The organism is Oleiagrimonas sp. MCCC 1A03011 (genome assembly GCF_003267965.1).
Lineage (GTDB): Bacteria > Pseudomonadota > Gammaproteobacteria > Xanthomonadales > Rhodanobacteraceae > Oleiagrimonas > Oleiagrimonas citrea.
This window is the reverse complement of the sequence record NZ_MSPY01000003.1, coordinates 107,437-122,885: the sequence shown is the minus strand read 5'-3', so window position 1 is coordinate 122,885 and position 15,449 is coordinate 107,437. Positions and strand designations below refer to the sequence as shown.

Annotated in this window: 14 protein-coding genes and 1 tRNA gene; 5 read left to right on the top strand and 10 right to left on the bottom strand. The window is 66.4% G+C overall.

What is annotated here, in order from left to right; genetic code table 11:
• The first annotated feature begins 62 nt into the window (after positions 1–62).
• On the top strand, positions 63–893 hold the full coding sequence (locus BTJ49_RS07080) for a fructosamine kinase family protein (protein WP_113064693.1): 831 nt from the start codon (positions 63–65) through the stop codon (positions 891–893).
• A 7-nt stretch (positions 894–900) separates the two neighbouring features.
• Here BTJ49_RS07080 and BTJ49_RS07075 read toward each other — a convergent pair whose 3' ends face one another.
• From BTJ49_RS07075 to BTJ49_RS07065, 3 genes are all read right to left on the bottom strand, one after another.
• Complete coding sequence (locus tag BTJ49_RS07075; RefSeq protein ID WP_113064692.1) at positions 901–1,386, bottom strand: peptidylprolyl isomerase; 486 nt, start codon at positions 1,384–1,386, stop codon at positions 901–903.
• Positions 1,387–1,444: 58 nt separating this feature from the next.
• A complete protein-coding gene (locus BTJ49_RS07070) occupies positions 1,445–2,713 on the bottom strand; it encodes an MFS transporter (protein ID WP_113064691.1) in 1,269 nt (422 codons plus the stop codon).
• Between the two features lie 97 nt (positions 2,714–2,810).
• Positions 2,811–4,772, bottom strand: a complete 1,962-nt coding sequence (locus BTJ49_RS07065) for a formylglycine-generating enzyme family protein (RefSeq protein ID WP_113064690.1) — start codon at positions 4,770–4,772, stop codon at positions 2,811–2,813.
• A gap of 165 nt (positions 4,773–4,937) precedes the next feature.
• Between BTJ49_RS07065 and BTJ49_RS07060 the strand changes: the two genes are divergently transcribed.
• Positions 4,938–6,062 carry an HRDC domain-containing protein gene (locus BTJ49_RS07060; protein ID WP_240601764.1) on the top strand — a complete coding sequence of 375 codons (1,125 nt, stop codon included), beginning with the start codon at positions 4,938–4,940 and terminating at the stop codon, positions 6,060–6,062.
• A 58-nt stretch (positions 6,063–6,120) separates the two neighbouring features.
• Positions 6,121–6,196: transfer RNA gene (locus BTJ49_RS07055), tRNA-Ala, on the top strand.
• Between the two features lie 59 nt (positions 6,197–6,255).
• Here the strand turns inward: BTJ49_RS07055 and BTJ49_RS07050 are convergent.
• The 4 genes from BTJ49_RS07050 to BTJ49_RS07035 all read right to left on the bottom strand — a co-directional run bounded on the left by BTJ49_RS07050 (position 6,256) and on the right by BTJ49_RS07035 (position 10,633).
• Complete coding sequence (locus BTJ49_RS07050; protein WP_113064689.1) at positions 6,256–6,693, bottom strand: universal stress protein; 438 nt, start codon at positions 6,691–6,693, stop codon at positions 6,256–6,258.
• Positions 6,694–6,798: 105 nt separating this feature from the next.
• Positions 6,799–8,205 (bottom strand): MBL fold metallo-hydrolase, encoded by a 1,407-nt coding sequence (locus BTJ49_RS07045; protein WP_113064688.1) that lies wholly within the window; start codon positions 8,203–8,205, stop codon positions 6,799–6,801.
• The gene (locus BTJ49_RS07040; protein ID WP_113064687.1) at positions 8,202–9,113 is read right to left on the bottom strand and encodes a ribose-phosphate diphosphokinase; all 912 of its coding nucleotides are present in this window, start codon (positions 9,111–9,113) and stop codon (positions 8,202–8,204) included. Before BTJ49_RS07040 ends, BTJ49_RS07045 begins: the two co-directional genes overlap by 4 nt.
• Positions 9,110–10,633: a thymidine phosphorylase family protein gene (locus BTJ49_RS07035; RefSeq protein ID WP_240601763.1), complete on the bottom strand. Its 1,524-nt coding sequence runs from the start codon at positions 10,631–10,633 to the stop codon at positions 9,110–9,112. The genes BTJ49_RS07040 and BTJ49_RS07035 overlap by 4 nt, the downstream gene beginning before the upstream one ends.
• A 384-nt stretch (positions 10,634–11,017) precedes the next feature.
• On the opposite strand from BTJ49_RS07035, the gene BTJ49_RS07030 reads away from it, so the two are divergent.
• Complete coding sequence (locus BTJ49_RS07030; RefSeq protein ID WP_113064685.1) at positions 11,018–12,004, top strand: zinc-dependent alcohol dehydrogenase family protein; 987 nt, start codon at positions 11,018–11,020, stop codon at positions 12,002–12,004.
• A gap of 33 nt (positions 12,005–12,037) precedes the next feature.
• On the opposite strand, the gene BTJ49_RS07025 is transcribed toward BTJ49_RS07030, so the two are convergent.
• Both BTJ49_RS07025 and BTJ49_RS07020 read right to left on the bottom strand, forming a co-directional pair.
• A complete protein-coding gene (locus tag BTJ49_RS07025; RefSeq protein ID WP_113064684.1) occupies positions 12,038–12,922 on the bottom strand; it encodes a universal stress protein in 885 nt (294 codons plus the stop codon).
• Between the two features lie 11 nt (positions 12,923–12,933).
• Positions 12,934–13,512, bottom strand: coding sequence for a GNAT family N-acetyltransferase (locus tag BTJ49_RS07020; RefSeq protein WP_113064683.1), 579 nt, complete (start codon positions 13,510–13,512; stop codon positions 12,934–12,936).
• 182 nt (positions 13,513–13,694) lie between these two features.
• On the opposite strand from BTJ49_RS07020, the gene BTJ49_RS07015 reads away from it, so the two are divergent.
• Positions 13,695–14,255, top strand: coding sequence for a VOC family protein (locus tag BTJ49_RS07015; RefSeq protein ID WP_113064682.1), 561 nt, complete (start codon positions 13,695–13,697; stop codon positions 14,253–14,255).
• A gap of 34 nt (positions 14,256–14,289) precedes the next feature.
• On the opposite strand, the gene nagA is transcribed toward BTJ49_RS07015, so the two are convergent.
• Positions 14,290–15,432: an N-acetylglucosamine-6-phosphate deacetylase gene (gene nagA / locus BTJ49_RS07010; protein ID WP_113064681.1), complete on the bottom strand. Its 1,143-nt coding sequence runs from the start codon at positions 15,430–15,432 to the stop codon at positions 14,290–14,292.
• Positions 15,433–15,449: the final 17 nt, after the last annotated feature.

The window sequence follows — 15,449 nt, the reverse complement described above, 5'->3', positions numbered from 1 at the left end:
CTCGACCGCTTCCACCGCGTAACTTGCATGCCGCCGTCATCTGCCGTTGACTGATACCCGTCATGAGCATCCCTTCGTCCATCGCGACATGCATCGACGGCGCGGTCCCCGCCGACCACGGACTGCATCGCGTGCGCATGCGCGATGGCCGGTCGGCCTGGCTGAAGCACCGACCGGATCGCCCCGCCTCGCTGTTGCAGGCCGAGGCGAATGGGCTGCGCCTGCTGCACGAGGCCGGTGGCATGCGCGTACCGGGAATCTATGCCGAACAGCCTCACGCGATGCTGATCGAGGATCTCGGCAACGGCATGCCCGCGAAGGACTTCCAGATTCGCGCCGCCCACGGCCTCGCGCGCCAGCACTCGGCACAGGGGCCGCATTTCGGCCTGGAGCACGAGGGATGGTGCGGCGACGGATGGCAGGACAACACGCCGGATACCGACGGCCATCGCTTCTTCGTCCAGCGCCGTCTGCAGCCGCAGGCGCAGCGCGCGCACGATGCCGGCCTGATCGACAACGCGGACCAATCCCGTATCGAACACCTATGCCAGCGACTGACCGAATGGGTATCTGAACAAGCGCCGGTACTGCTGCACGGCGACCTGTGGAGCGGCAACCTGCACTGCTGCCGCAACGGCGAACCGGCATTGATCGATGCCGGCGCCGCATATTACGGCTGGGCCGAGGCCGACCTGGCCATGCTGACCCTGTTCGGCGACCCCGGCCCCCGTTTCTTCGAACACTATGCCGAGCGCGCGCCACTGGCGCGCGACTGGCGCGAACGCGCGCCGCTGTACAACCTCTACCACCTGCTCAATCACCTGAACCTGTTCGGGCGCGGGTATCTGGGCGCGGTGCGTTCGGTCCTGCGACGCTACGTCGGTACCGTTTGAACGGCGCTCAGTGCTCGTGGCCGCCCGGGCCGTGCGCGTGACCGTGCGCCAGCTCTTCCTCGCTGGCTTCGCGCACCTCGACGATCTCGATGTCGAAATGCAGCGCCTTGCCGGCCATCGGATGGTTCAGATCCACGTCGATGGTGCTCATGCCGACCTTCTTCACCGTCACCGCGCGCTGACCGCCTTCCTTCAGGCTGAGCACCGTGGTCATGCCGGGCTTGAGCCGCGCGGCCTGGTGGAAGTACTTCTTCGACAGCCGCTGGGTAAGATCCTCGCGACGCTCGCCGTATCCGTCCTCCGGCGCGATGTCGACGGCAAAGGTTTCGCCCGCCTCGCGCCCTTCGATGGCGCGCTCCATGCCGGGAATCAGCTGCCCACGGCCGAGCAGGGCCTGCAGGGGCGCCTCCTGGGCACGCGAGGTTTCCGCTTCCGCGCCATCCACGGTCAGCGTGTAGTGGAAGGACACCACCTTGTCTTTGCCGGCTTTCATGTGCTGCGATCCAACCCGTCGGGAAAGCGACGGATCATAGCCGCGAAGCGCGCCGCCGTCATGCTTCGTGTGTATCGAATCGCTGTCCGCGCGCCTCGGGGCCGAGCCACGCCAGCGCCGCCAGTGCCAAGGCCACCACCACCAGCCACACCGCCATGACCGACGCATAGTCGCCCTGCAAGCGCGCCGCCAGCGCCGCCTGCGCCGTCGCCGTGGCCGCAGCCAGCAGATTGCCCAACTGGTAGGCAAACCCCGGCAGCGTGCCGCGTACCGTGCCCGGTGCCAGCTCGTTCAGATGCGTCGGCACAATGCCCCAGGCGCCCTGCACCATCACCTGAATCAGGAATGCCCCCGCGCCGAGAAGCGCCAGCGAGGCGATCGGCGCCGTCCAGCCCATCCAGGCCGCGATCTGGTTACCGAACATCCACAATGGCACCACCGGGATCGCCAGCAGCGCGGCGATGATGATCGCGCGACGCCGGCCGATGTGTTCCGACCACGCACCGAACGAGAGTCCGCCGACGATGGCTCCGGCGTTGAGCAGCATGGTCAGCACCGTCACCGCTCCCGCGCCCAGATGCAGCTGCTGCTTGAGGAACGTCGGATACATGTCCTGCGATCCGTGGCTGAACATGTTGAAGGCGCCCATCAGCACCATCATGAACACGAACAGGCCCCAATGGCCACGCATGGCCTCGAACACATTCTGCCGGCGCTGCCGCTGCTCGTTGGCCTTCCACGCCGGCGATTCGGGCACCTTCATGCGCAGATACAGCACCAGCAGCGCGGGCAATGCGCCGGCCACGAACATGCCTCGCCAGCTGAAGCCGAGCACGTCGGTGACGATCCAGTACGCCAACGCGCCGAGAAAGTAGCCGAATGGGTAGCCGCTCTGCAGCAGTCCCGACACCGCGCCGCGCGCCTTCGCCGGAATGCTCTCCATGGCCAGCGCCGCGCCGATGCCCCACTCGCCGCCCATCGCGATGCCGAACAGGAAACGCAGCACCAGCAATACCGTCAGGGAAGGCGCGAAGGCGCAGATAAACTCCAGCGCCGAGAACAGGGCCACGTCGACCATCAGCACCGGCCGTCGACCGAAACGATCGGCCAGGCGGCCGAAGAGCAGCGCACCAATGGGGCGTGCCGCGAGCGTCAGCAGGATGCCGAAGGAGACCGCCTCGACGTCCGAACCGAAGCTGCGCGCCACATCGTCCAGCACGAACACCAGCAGGAAGAAATCGAAGGCGTCCAGCGTCCATCCGAGGAAGCTGGCCAGAACAGCGTGACGCTGCTCGGCATTGAGCGAGCGCAAAGTGGCGAATGCCATGGGACCCCCGAATCGCAACAGCCTGAGGACAATCCGCAGAGCCTAGCACGGCCTCATGCCGCGTCAGGACGACGATGGGAGGTGCGAGTTTTTGCGGCTACAACTCGCGCGCCACGCGGAAACCGACACGACCGCTGCGCGTGGTCGGCTCGGCCGCAACGCGGAAGGCCGAACGCGCCTGTTCCGGCGAACTTCCCCAGGATGCGCCACGCACCATGCGCAGGCTGCACCCCGGATTGACCCAGGCGCTGCCGTCGCGCGGCGCGCGCGTGTAGTTGTCGTGCCAGCAATCCTGCACCCATTCGGAAACATTTCCGTCGATGTCGTACAGACCGAACGGATTGGGTGCGAAATGTCCGACAGGCGCGTCGCCCCAGTAGCCGTCTCGGTAGCCTCGGAAGGCATGCGTCCAGCTTCGCCGTAGCGGCGATCGATCGCGACTGCCCGGAAGATTCTCGACCTCGCGCGTGGGCGACCCACTGCCCCACCAGTACGGCGTGGTCGTGCCGCCGCGCATGACGTATTCGTATTCGGCCTCGCTGAGCAGGCGATAGGTCTTGCCAGTGCGCTTGGACAACCACGCGGCATACGCGGTGGCGTCGCGCCAGGACACGTTCACCACCGGGTGATCGCCGCGCGCGGGACGCCCCGCGTAGTCATCCTGCCAGGTCGCATCACTGTCATCGCGCATCGTGCCGCGCCGACCGTCGTAGATGTTGGAACCGTGCAGGCGCACCGAATCCGGTACGTAGCCGCTTTCACGCACGAACTCGCGGAACTGGGCAACACTGATCTCTGTGCGCGACACCGCCAGACCGTGCTTGATGTCGACCTTGTGCAGCGGCGACTCGTTGGGTTCGTGTCCCGACTCGCTGTCCGGCGATCCCATCATGAAGCTGCCGGTCGGAATCACCACCATGGTCGGCGCATGCCCGCTGATGTCCACGTAGGCATCGCGGAAGGTCTGGCCCGGCCGGTAGTTCGCGTAGATGCGCGCGTTGTGCAGACGCTGATCGAAGGCATTGACGCCGGGCACGTCCGGGCTGATCTGCAACGCCTGATCGCGCAGCTTCTGCGCCAGCGCCAGATCGCCGCCATCGAGCGCAGTGCCCGCCTGCTGCAGCCGGCTTTCCGCGCGCTGCCGGCGGATGCCCTCGATGCGGCCCCGCGTATCCTGCAGCGCAGTGGCATTGGGATCGATCTTCGCAGCCTGTGCCAGGGCCGCGTCGGCGCCGTCGAAATCGTCCTGCGCCACGGCGCCCAACGCCTGGTCCAGCAGCTTGCGCTGAATGCGCTGCAGACCCTGCCGGGCCACATGGTTGCCCGGATCGATGCCCAGTACCTGGCGATAGACAGCCAACGCGTTGTCGTCGGCCGGCAGCATGTCGTGGCCCTGCCCCATCAGGTCGGCCGCATGCGCCAGCAGCGGGCGCACCTGGCGCAGCGTCTGCAGGCTGCGCTGCAGACGCTGGCTTTCCGCCCCCGCGTTCGGCAGTTGTTGCAGCACCTGCAGCGTGGTCTGCGCGGCATCGGCATCACCGCTGGACAGATCGTCCTCGATCTCGGCAATCAGGCGCTGCTGCACGTGCGCCAGGCCCTCACGCGCACGGTTGCTGTCGGGACGCAGCTTCAACGCCTGCATGTACAGACTCATCGCGCTGTCCGAATCACCGCTGAGGTTGCCCTTGCCGAGCGCATCCGCGGCACGCGTCAGCAGATCGGTGAGCGCAGGCGTCTCGGTCTGGGCCGCGGCCGAAGATGCAGGCGCCGGACGCAATCGGGCAGCGATGACCGCGCGCGGTGCCAGCGAGAGCGGCGGTCCCGCATCGAGTTCATTGATGCGCACCGACGCGCTCTGCGTGCCCTGCGGACGACGGTCGAACCCCAGCGGCGGCGCCATCGGGCCGCCCGGACGCGCCGCCCGCTGCGGACGGTCGGCCTCGGCCGGCACATGCAGCAAGGCGGGAAAAAAGTGATACAGCATGGCCAGTCCGAGCAGGCTCACGCCGATCGCGCCGCCCATGGCGCGCTGACGACGTTCGGACTTGCTGTTGGGCATGGAGGCTCTCGCTGGCCGGACGATGGGAGGACCGTTGCGCGCATGGTACCCGGTCCGTGGAACATGCCAAGCACCGGGCGGCCTGCTATCGTGTCGGACCACCCTAAGCAAACCCGTGCGCGAGGGCAACGATCCTCCGCGCAACGCGCTGCGGAAGCTTTCATCGTGAACCAGAACACCTCCTCCACGGCTGCGGCCGAGGCCGAATGGATTGATACCCGCGGACAGCTCGATACGTGGCTCGCCAGCGTCGACGGTCTGCTGGCCGTGGACACGGAGTTCATGCGCCGCAACACCTACTACGCTCAACTGGCGCTGATCCAGTTCGGACACGACGGACGCCGCGCCCTGATCGATCCCCTCGCCTTCGAGATCGGCGACGCACTGGCGAACATGGACCGCGCGGCTGCACCACTGTGGATCATGCACAGCCCCAGCGAGGACCTCGACGTCATGGCGCCGCTGCTTCCTGGCGGCCCCGCGCGCCTGTTCGACACCCAGCTCGCCGCCGCCTTCTGCGGCCTCGGCCTGGGCATGAGCTATCGCGCCCTGGTCGAACACGTAACCGGCGTGCAATTGGACAAGGGCGAGACGCGCTCGGACTGGATGCAGCGTCCGCTGACGGCCTCGCAGCGCCGCTATGCCACGCTCGACGTGGTCTATCTGCATGCCATCCACGAGCACCTGCAGCGCGAACTCGAAGCACGGGATCGCCTCGACTGGTTCGAGCACGACTGCCAACAGCTCAAGCAACGCGCCTCCGATCGCGGCATCGATCCACAGCCGCAACGCGCCCTGCGCGGCGGCGCCTTCTGGTCGCCGGACAAGCAGGCCCTGCTGCGCCGCGTGCTGCTGTGGCGCGAGAACACGGCGCGCACACTCGACAAGCCGAGGCCCTGGCTGCTTCAGGACGCACAGATCATGGCTCTGGTCGACGAACGTCCGGACAGCGACGCAGCCATCGCCGCCCTCACCCAGGGACAGCGTGCCCTGCGCGCGCCGCAGCGCACCGAACTGCTGGAACTGCTGCGTCGCCCGGTCACCGACGACGAGATCGAGGCCACCGATGCCATCCCCGCGCCGCTCGACGGCGCCGGCAAGCGCGTCCTCGCGGAGATGAAACACGACGTGCATGCCCTGGCCGAATCGATCGACCTTCCGCCCGGGCTGCTCGCGCCGCGCAAGGTGCTGGAAGAACTGATCGCCACCCGCAACTGGCCCCGCGCCCTGACTGGCTGGCGCACGGATCTGCTGCACGACCGCCTGATGGCCCGCCTGCCCGACCGATAAATCTTCACGCACCCTATTGGCGACGCCACCACACGCTGCTAGAATGCGCCGCTCACGTGGGGCGGTAGCTCAGCTGGGAGAGCGTCGCGTTCGCAATGCGAAGGTCGGGAGTTCGATCCTCCTCCGCTCCACCAATCGATTCGACGAAAAAGGCCGCCTGCAAGGGCGGCCTTTTTCGTTGTGCTGAAACGGATCAGCGGTAGACCAGCACTGGAAGCTCGCAACCGACCAGCACACGTTGCGTTTCGCTGCCCAGCAGCAGGCGGTCGAAGCCTCGGCGGCCGTGTGAGGCGAGCACGATCAGGTCGCAGCCCTTGCTCTCGGCGGTATCGATGATGACCTTGGCCGGATGCTCGTCGAAGGTGTAGTGGGTTTCGCAGGTCACACCGGCGGTATCGGCACGACTCTTGATCTCGGCCAGATAGCGTTCGGCGCGCTCGGCGGCTTCCTCGCTGTAGGTTGCCTCGCTGATGGTGATGATCTCGGTCATGTAGCTCATCGCCGGATACGGCATCGCCACATGCAGGCCGTAGACCTTCGCGCCCAACTTCGCCGCCAGTTGGATGCCGGCGTCCACCGCGCGTAGGGAGAGGTCCGAACCGTCCGTGGGAAGCAGGATGTGCTTGTACATGTCAGTGTCCTCTTTCGGAATGGAGACAGTATCCGCTGTCGCATGCCGGCATGCGTTGACGTCGGTCAACCCAGCCTTAGCTCCTGACGTGCGCCGCGGCACGCGTCAGGAAGCGTCCAGCAGGATCGGCTCACCCATGCCCGACATGTGCCAGGGCTGGCCGATCCGGTCGAGCTGCGCAGCGAACGCCTGCATGCCACGATCGTAGTCGCCGTGCACCAGGAACACATTCTTCGGCTTGCCGCAGCGCTGCAGCCAGTCGAGCAGCGCGCTCTGACCGGCATGCGCAGAAAACCCATTGATCGTGTGGATTTTCGCCCGCACCACGATATCGTCGCCGAACAAGCGAATGCGGCCGGCACCGTCGATGATCCGACGCGCCAGCGTGCCCGAGGCCGCATAGCCGACGAAGATCATGCTGCTGTTCTCGTTCCAGATGTTGTGCCGGATGTGATGCCGGATGCGGCCGCCGGTGCACATGCCCGAACCGGCCATGATGACGGCGCCGCCGCGGATGCGGTTGATGGCCATCGACTCGGCGGTTTCTCGCGTCATGTGCAAGCCACCCAGATCCAGCGGATCGATCCGGGAAAGCTCCTCTGCGAACTCCGTGCGCAGCGCCTCGGGATGCTCCATGAAGATCTGCGTTGCCGAGATCGCCATCGGCGAATCCAGGAACACCGGGAGCCGGCGTGGCAGGCGACCCTCTTCGATGGCGTGGAACAGGACATAGAGAATCTCCTGCGAACGCTCCAGCGCGAAAGTCGGAATCAGCACATTGCCACCGCGCTGATAGGCCGAGGACACCGCCTCGACCAGCTCATCCACCGACGCTTGCCAGGGGCGATGATCGCGGTCGCCGTACGTGGTCTCCATGACCACATAGTCGGGCGGCTCCGGAGGCGGGGCCGGATCGTTCAGGAGCGGTCGCCCGGGGTTGCCGATGTCGCCCGAGAACAGCACCCGCACGCGCTTGCCCTCTTCCTCGATCTCCAGTTGCACCGAGGACGAACCGAGGATGTGTCCGGCATCGACGAAGGTCGCGCGCATGCCCGGCGCCACCTCGCGCGTTTCGCCGTAGGCCACCGGACGCGCAAAAAGATCCATGGTGCGCAGGGCGTCGGCGAGGCCGTACAACGGCTCGGACACCTTCTCTCCGCTGCGCGAGGCGCGACGCCGCGCGCGCCGGGTATCCTCTTCCTGCAACCCCGCCGAATCCATGAGCAGCAACCGCGTCAGATCACGCGTGGCATCGGTGGCATACACCCGACCGCGAAATCCGCGCTTGCGCAACAACGGGAGCCGCCCGCAGTGGTCCAGATGCGCATGCGTGAGCACCACCGCGTCGATTTGCGAAGCGTCGAACGCGAACGGTTCGGCGTTTTCCTCCTCCAGTTCGCGACCGCCCTGGAACATGCCGCAATCGACCAGTACCCGCGCACGATCGGACTCGATCAGATGGCACGACCCGGTCACCTGTTTGGCGGCCCCGTGGCTGCTGAGACGAATCATGTGTTGCCCTCCTCCATGTTGAACAGCAGGTCGCGCAGGCCGTCGGCAATCGCGGCACTGACGTCGATGGCATCGCGCGCATCGCCGACTGTGTTGGTGCACACCACGCGCGCGACGCCCGCTTTCCGCAGCAACTCGCGCGCGTCACCGGCCATCAGACCGTGCACCGCGACGCACACGGCATCGCGCATGCCTTGGGCGTGCAGATGCTCGACCACGGCTGCGAGCGTGCGTCCGCTGGAAATGATGTCGTCCAGCAGAACCGGGGTGCGATGCCGATGCGCGTGCGCTTCCGGCGCAGTGACGGCCACATCGGTATCGCCGAAGCGGGTCTTCTCCAGCACCGTCACCGGCGCACCGATGCGGGCGGCGACATCCCGGGCCCATTGCGCGCTCTCGCCGTCCGGTCCCACGATCCAGGGATCGTCGATCTGTTCCCGGATCCATGCGGCCAGCACCGGCGCGGCATGCACCACGCGGCTGCGCAACGTGTAGACCTCGTCCAATCGCGCAATCCTGTGCAGATGCGGGTCGACCGTCACCAGGTCGTCGAAATGTGTCGACAGCCAGGCCGCGTAGATGCGCGCCGAAACCGCCTGCCCCGGCGCGAAACGCTTGTCCTGACGCATGTAGGCCAGATACGGCGCGACCAGCACAACGCGCCGCGCGCCGAGTTCACGCAGCGTCGCGGCAGCCATCAGCAAGGGCACAGTAACCGTGTCGGGATGATCCAGCGTGCAGACCAGCACCGCGTCGGTCTCCGCGTCAGGCGGTTCCACGCGAACCAGGCTCTCGCCATCGGGGAACGCATGCACGTCGACATCGGCGATCCGCGCCTCGCCGCCGAACTCCCTCGCCAGATGCGCGGCCATGGTCCCGTTTCCGGGCATGGCGTGAAACACGATCATGCGCGCACCTCGACATGCACGATGGATGGATGACGGTCGACGAAATCCATGGCGTATTCGAGTTCGCCACGCGACTCCGCATGCACCGTGAACAGCGGCTGCCCGCGTTCCACCGCGACGCCCACATGTGCCTCCAGATAGACCCCGGCGGTGCCGGCCTGGGGCGCGCCGGCCAATCGGGCCACCTGCGCCAGCAGGCGATTGTCGATGCGCGAAACCGTGCCGGCATGCAACGCCGGAATCACGCGCGTGAACGGCGCACGCCCGGGTTCACGCAGACCGCCCTGCGCCTCGCAGATCGCCTGGAACTTGCGCCAGGCAAGACCATCGGACAAGGTCCGCTCCGCCATCGCCAGCGCATCCGCGCCCTGCGCCAGCCCGCCCAGCTCGATCACCCCGGCGGCCACTTCCAGTGCCTTGCGACGCAAGTCGGCAGGCGCGTCGGGACGGTTTTCAAGCACTGCAAGCACATCATGGGCCTCAAGCGCCGGACCGATGCCGCGTCCGATCGGCTGGCTTCCGTCGCTGAGCAGGCCGCGCAGCGTCAGGCCGATGTCTGTGGCCGTGGCCTGCAGCGACGCGAGCAGCGATTCCGCCTCCGCCTGGCTGCGAACCTTTGCAGTGGGCCCGACCGGAATGTCGATGAGCACGTGCGTGGAACCGGCCGCCGCCTTCTTCGACAGCACCGACGCCACCAGCTGTCCCTCGCTGTCCAGATCAAGCATGCGTTCGACCCGGATCAGCAAGTCGTCCGCCGGACTGAGCGACACGGCCCCGCCCCAGACCATGCAGCCGCCTTCGGCTTCGACCACGCGACGGATGTCCTCCAGACTCAGATCGACACGGGTCAGTGTCTCCAGCGTATCGGCCGTACCGGCCGGCGACGTGATCGCGCGCGAGCTGGTCTTGGGCATCACCAGACCCAGCGCAGTCGCCACGGGCACCACGATCGGCGTGGTGCGATTGCCCGGCAGTCCGCCGATGCAGTGCTTGTCGACGACCTGCTGCTGTGACCAGGACAACCGATTGCCCGTGTTCACCATGGCGCGGGTCAGACCCGTGACCTCGCGCGCATGCATGCGACCATCCGCACACGCGACCAGGAACGCGGCGATTTCCACGTTGCTCAGGCGGCCAGCCACGACATCGCGGACAATCGCGTCGCACTGCCGCTCGCTGAGTTCGCCGCCATCGATCTTGGCGCGAATGTGGCTCATGGCCTCGGTCGGTGCGGGATGACGGAAGCGCAGGCACTCGCCCGCCTCCGGCTTCAACCGCAACCAGGCCGACTCGGACAGTCCCACTTCATCGACGGCGAGCAGTTCACCAGTCGTCAGCACATTCAGTGTGGCGATGATGCTCCCGTGTCGTCCCACGACCTCGATGCGGGCGTGGGCCTCGAAGCCCTCGGCTCGACACACCGGCGCGTCGGCGCGCAACACCACCACCGGCTCATGATGCGTATCGATGCCGAGACGGCGTGCCTTCAGACCCGGCGAGACGCCCTTCTCGCGAGACATGTCCGAAGCCTCCCCGGTCGCACTCATGCACCGCCCCCGCACGAAACGGAGAAACCGCACGTCCGCCTGTCCGACGCGTGAGCATGCACACGCTCCGCGTTTCCTGGCATCGAAATTTCGGCTTGCATGGCGGCCTTCACCTCGAGGTCTGCACAATGAGAATCGATTCTAGAGCGTTCACGGGGATATCGACGAGTGCGCAGCAAGCATATCGCCGATACGCATGGCTCGGGCCCCTATGGCGCGAACCCGCTGTGGCGATATCCTGACCCCGTGACGGACCGACGCCATGCCCAGCTTGTCCGTGGCTTTTGCTCACAACAAGGACGCACGGGACGAAGCGCATGTCGGCATCGACAACGGCATGACGCGGAGGTGATACCCATGCACGCCATGATCCTGCACCGTATCGGCGAACCGCTGACCTGGACCGAGCAACCCACGCCCGACCCCGGCCCGGACGAAGTCCGCGTCCGCATCCACGCCTGCGGCGTATGCCGCACCGATCTGCATGTCGTGGACGGCGAACTGCCGAACCCACGCCTGCCGATCGTTCCCGGCCACGAGATCGTCGGTCGCGTCGAGGCCGTGGGTGCGAACGTCGAAGCGCTCGCGCCGGGCGACCGTGTCGGCGTGCCGTGGCTCGGCCACACCTGCGGCGCGTGTCCCTATTGCCGGTCCGGACGCGAGAACCTCTGCGACCACCCGCAGTTCACCGGGTATACCCGGAACGGCGGCTTCGCCACGCATGTCCTTGCCGACGCGCGCTTCGCTCTGCCCATGTGCGAGCACGGCGACGCCGCCGCGCAGGCACCGCTGCTGTGCGCAGGATTGATCGGCTGGCGTTCGCTGAAGATCGCCGGCGACGCGCGCCGCATCGGACTGTACGGTTTCGGCGCCGCAGCACACATCATCGCCCAGGTGGCGGTCTGGCAAGGCCGTTCGGTCTTCGCGTTCACCCGTCCAGGCGATACGGACACGCAGGCATTCGCCAATCGCCTGGGTGCGGTCTGGGCCGGCGGCTCGGACGAAACGCCGCCCGAGCCGCTCGATGCGGCGTTGATCTACGCGCCGATCGGCGCCCTGATTCCTGCCGCCCTGAAAGCCGTGCACAAGGGCGGACGCGTGGTCTGCGCCGGCATCCACATGAGCGAGATTCCGGCGTTTTCCTACGACCTGCTGTGGGAAGAGCGCGAACTGGTCTCCGTCGCCAACCTCACGCGCGAAGATGGCGTGGAATTCCTGGCCATGGCCGCCGAAGCCGGAATCCGCACGCATGTCACCCGCTATCCGATGACCGAAGCCAACCGCGCACTCGATGACCTCCGTCACGGCCGCTTCCGAGGGGCCGCCGTGCTGGTCAATGAATGACCTCTGCGCGGATCTTGCCTGCGCACCCTGTGCTCAGTGCCGCATCAGCAGCGGAATTTCGGCATGCTCCAGCACGTAGCGCGAGGCTCCACCCACCACCCGCTCACGTAGATGAGAACGCCCGTAGGCTCCCATCACCAGCAGGTCGGCATGCAGCCGCACGGAAGCGTCCAGCAGGACCTCTCCCGCCGAACCCACGTCGGTCGATACACGACTGCGGGACGCCGTGATGCCATGCCGCGCGAGATAGCGACACGGATCGAAACGAGGCAGTCCGCGACCGACTTCGTCCTCGACCACCGCACCATCCAGCACATGCACGGCATCGGCCGCCATCAACAGTCCGCGGGCTGCATGCAGTGCGCGGATGGCTTCCATGCTGCCGTTCCAGCCGATCACCACCCGCGCGAACGGCCATGATGGAAGCCGCCTGCCATCCGGCAGCAACAGGCACGGCACCCCGCATCCCAGCATGGCTTCACCGAGTACGTCGGGCACGCGTTCAGGCGTGACCATGTCACGCTCCAACACGGCCAGGTCATGCCACGCGCCAAGCTGCCGCAACGTCTGTGCGATACCGGCCTGCGCCGTGCACCACGCCGCATCTTCCACACCGCGTTCACGGGCGAACTCCGTGAACGCGCAATCATCGCGCTGCTGCGCGCCGTCGTCCCACGCGCCCGAACCCAGCACCGGTATCGACATGGACTCCGCAGCATCAAGCTCGCGCCACTCCGGATCGATACGGCAGCCGGTCAGTTCGCCGCCAGTACGCGCCGCCAGTGCGACGGCCACCTCGGCGGCCGCACTCCACGGCGCGGTCGTCGTGACCACCGCGAGGATATCGCTCCCGACGACGCCATCCGGAGACGGCTCCCGACACGCTTCGACCCGCGCCTGCGACTGTGCACGATGCATTCCGTCGGCCTTCAGAGATCCCGCGTGTAGATGACTTGCGAAGCGTCATCCGGGTCCGTGCTGCGGCGGAACCCGAGGAATTCGGCCAACTCGCGCATCGGCTCGTTGTCGGCAGCATCCACGGAAAACATCTGCTTGAATCCGTTGCGGCGCGCCATGTCGATGAGATGGCGCATCAACGCCACGCCGAGCCCTCGATGCTGCCAGTCCTCGGCCACGGTCACCGCGCACTCGCAATGGCGCGAATCGCCGGATGCGGCATAACGGCTGACGCCGACTTCGCGCAACTCACCGTCGTCGTGCACCAGGGCGATGAAGGCCATCGTGTTCGTGTAGTCGACGTTGAGCATCAGATCCAGCAGACGCTCGTCCGGCGTGCGCATCTCACCAAGAAAGCGATAGTGCTTGGCCGCTGGTGACAGCCGTTCGATAAAGACGCGCTCGCGCTCGCGGTCTTCGGCGCGAATCGGACGGATCAGCACATGATGGCCGTCATGAAGTTCCTCGATCCAGTGATCACCGCTCAACAACGCGGGCGGAAACGGCGTCTTGCCATGATCGGGCGTTGGCCCAGTTTTCAAGTCGGACATGTTGCATGCCTCCTGGATCGCCTCGGAACGCGGCGAACCGTCTAATGCGAGTAACGGAATCAGCCTACGCTGGCAGAAGGGGGCAGATCTTGACCAAGATCAATCCATGCGCATATCGGCGTCGCATACGATGATTCGAGTCAGGATGAACATTTGATCGACATGTATAGGAGGCGGCAGCCATGCGATGGCGCGGTATACATCACGTCGAATTCTCGGTACTCGATTATGAGAATTCGGTCCGCTTCTACGACCGGATGTTCGGCTGGCTCGGCTACCGCAGTTTCTGGACGCTCGACCTCGGTTACCGCTCGACCTACTACATGGCGCGATTCCCGTTCCCGCACAGCTACATTGGCGTGCAACCGGCGGAATCGGGGCATCGACTGGAGCATGCCGAACGCGCTGTCGGCATCCACCACATCGCACTATGGGCCAAACGCCGAAGCGAAGTAGATGCCTTTCATCGCGACTTCCTGCTGCCGAACGCGATACCCGTGACGGACGCTCCACAGGCCTACCCGATCTACTCGCCCGGCTACTACGCGGTGTTCTTCGACGACCCGATCAACGGCATCCACTGGGAGCTCGCACACACACCGCTGTTGCCGTCTCCCTCGCAGTACCTGGCCTGGCGACGGGCGTTAGCGGAAGCTGCAGAGCAGCATCCGGAGTGGAACCAGTCACCGGAAAAGAAAGCCATGCGCATACTGCCCGAACGGGGCCGCTCTTCGCGCCGATGACCGGAGCGACCGACGGTGCGCCAATATCCTCCTGTCAGATAAGGCGTCGACCGCCGATCCAGGTTTCCTGCAGGGAAAAATGCTCGTCGAGCACGGCGAAGTCGGCGCGGTAGCCAGCGCTGATATGGCCGTGGGTGCGTTCGAAGCCGAGGAAATCGGCGGGATACGTGGCGGCCATCCGGGCCGCTTCGGCGACCGGCAGGTCGAGCTGCTGCACGCAATTGCGGATGGCGCTGGCCATGTCCAGCGCAGAACCGGCCAGCACGCCGTCGGCGGTGCGGCAGATGCCGTCCTCGGCGGTGATGGTCTCGCCGTTGAGCACGAAGTGCGGATCGTCCGCGCCGACCGGCGGCATGGCATCGGTGACCAGGAACATCTTGCCGGCAGCCTTGGCAGCGATGGCCACACGCAGGCTGGCCGGATGCACATGGTGACCGTCGACGATCAGGCCGCACCAGCTGTCCGGGTCTTCCAGCGCCGCGCCGACCACGCCGGGCTCGCGGCTGGTGAACGGCGTCATGGCGTTGAACAGGTGGGTGAATCCGCGCACGCCGTTGTCGAGCGCCGCGCGCGTGGTCGCGTAGTCGGCAGCCGTGTGGCCGCCGGCGACGATCACGCCGGCCTCGACCAGGCGACGGATCTTCTCGACTGGCACCTGGTCCGGGGCCAGGGTCAGCACGGTCACGCCCCGCTTGAGCGAGCTGACCAGCGCCAATTCCTCTTCGTCGGGAATGCGGAACTTGTCGGCGTCGTGGACGCCCTTGCGCGCGGGCGCCAGGTACGGACCCTCGATGTGGATGCCGAGCACGCCCGGAACACCCGTTTCGATGGCCTCGTCGACGGCGGCGATGGCCTTGCGCATCACGTCGACGTCGTCGCTGATCAGGGTCGGCAGAAAGCCGGTGGTACCGAAACGCTGGTGCGCCTCGCCGATGGCGCGGATGCCCTCGACCGTGGGCGCTTCGTTGAACAGCACGCCGCCGCCGCCGTTGACCTGGCAATCGATGAAGCCCGGCAGCAGATAGCGTCCTTCCAGATCGTGACGTTCGGCGGCGCGTACGCGGGGGTCGGATGGCAACGCCAGGCCGGCGATGCGATCGTCCTCGACCAGCACGGCACAACCGCTCTGCAGGCCGTGATTGGTAAGGATGCGTCCGTTGATGAAAGCGGTGGTCATGAGGCGTGGATCTCGAA

Bases quoted from the DNA above. Each gene is read 5' to 3' on its own strand.
- BTJ49_RS07080 (WP_113064693.1), top strand. From the start codon at position 63: ATGAGCATCCCTTCGTCCATCGCGACATGCATCGACGGCGCGGTCCCC.
- BTJ49_RS07075 (WP_113064692.1), bottom strand. From the start codon at position 1,386: ATGAAAGCCGGCAAAGACAAGGTGGTGTCCTTCCACTACACGCTGACC.
- BTJ49_RS07070 (WP_113064691.1), bottom strand. From the start codon at position 2,713: ATGGCATTCGCCACTTTGCGCTCGCTCAATGCCGAGCAGCGTCACGCT.
- BTJ49_RS07065 (WP_113064690.1), bottom strand. From the start codon at position 4,772: ATGCCCAACAGCAAGTCCGAACGTCGTCAGCGCGCCATGGGCGGCGCG.
- BTJ49_RS07050 (WP_113064689.1), bottom strand. From the start codon at position 6,693: ATGTACAAGCACATCCTGCTTCCCACGGACGGTTCGGACCTCTCCCTA.
- BTJ49_RS07045 (WP_113064688.1), bottom strand. From the start codon at position 8,205: ATGATTCGTCTCAGCAGCCACGGGGCCGCCAAACAGGTGACCGGGTCG.
- BTJ49_RS07040 (WP_113064687.1), bottom strand. From the start codon at position 9,113: ATGATCGTGTTTCACGCCATGCCCGGAAACGGGACCATGGCCGCGCAT.
- BTJ49_RS07035 (WP_240601763.1), bottom strand. From the start codon at position 10,633: ATGTCTCGCGAGAAGGGCGTCTCGCCGGGTCTGAAGGCACGCCGTCTC.
- BTJ49_RS07030 (WP_113064685.1), top strand. From the start codon at position 11,018: ATGCACGCCATGATCCTGCACCGTATCGGCGAACCGCTGACCTGGACC.
- BTJ49_RS07025 (WP_113064684.1), bottom strand. From the start codon at position 12,922: ATGCATCGTGCACAGTCGCAGGCGCGGGTCGAAGCGTGTCGGGAGCCG.
- BTJ49_RS07020 (WP_113064683.1), bottom strand. From the start codon at position 13,512: ATGTCCGACTTGAAAACTGGGCCAACGCCCGATCATGGCAAGACGCCG.
- BTJ49_RS07015 (WP_113064682.1), top strand. From the start codon at position 13,695: ATGCGATGGCGCGGTATACATCACGTCGAATTCTCGGTACTCGATTAT.
- nagA (WP_113064681.1), bottom strand. From the start codon at position 15,432: ATGACCACCGCTTTCATCAACGGACGCATCCTTACCAATCACGGCCTG.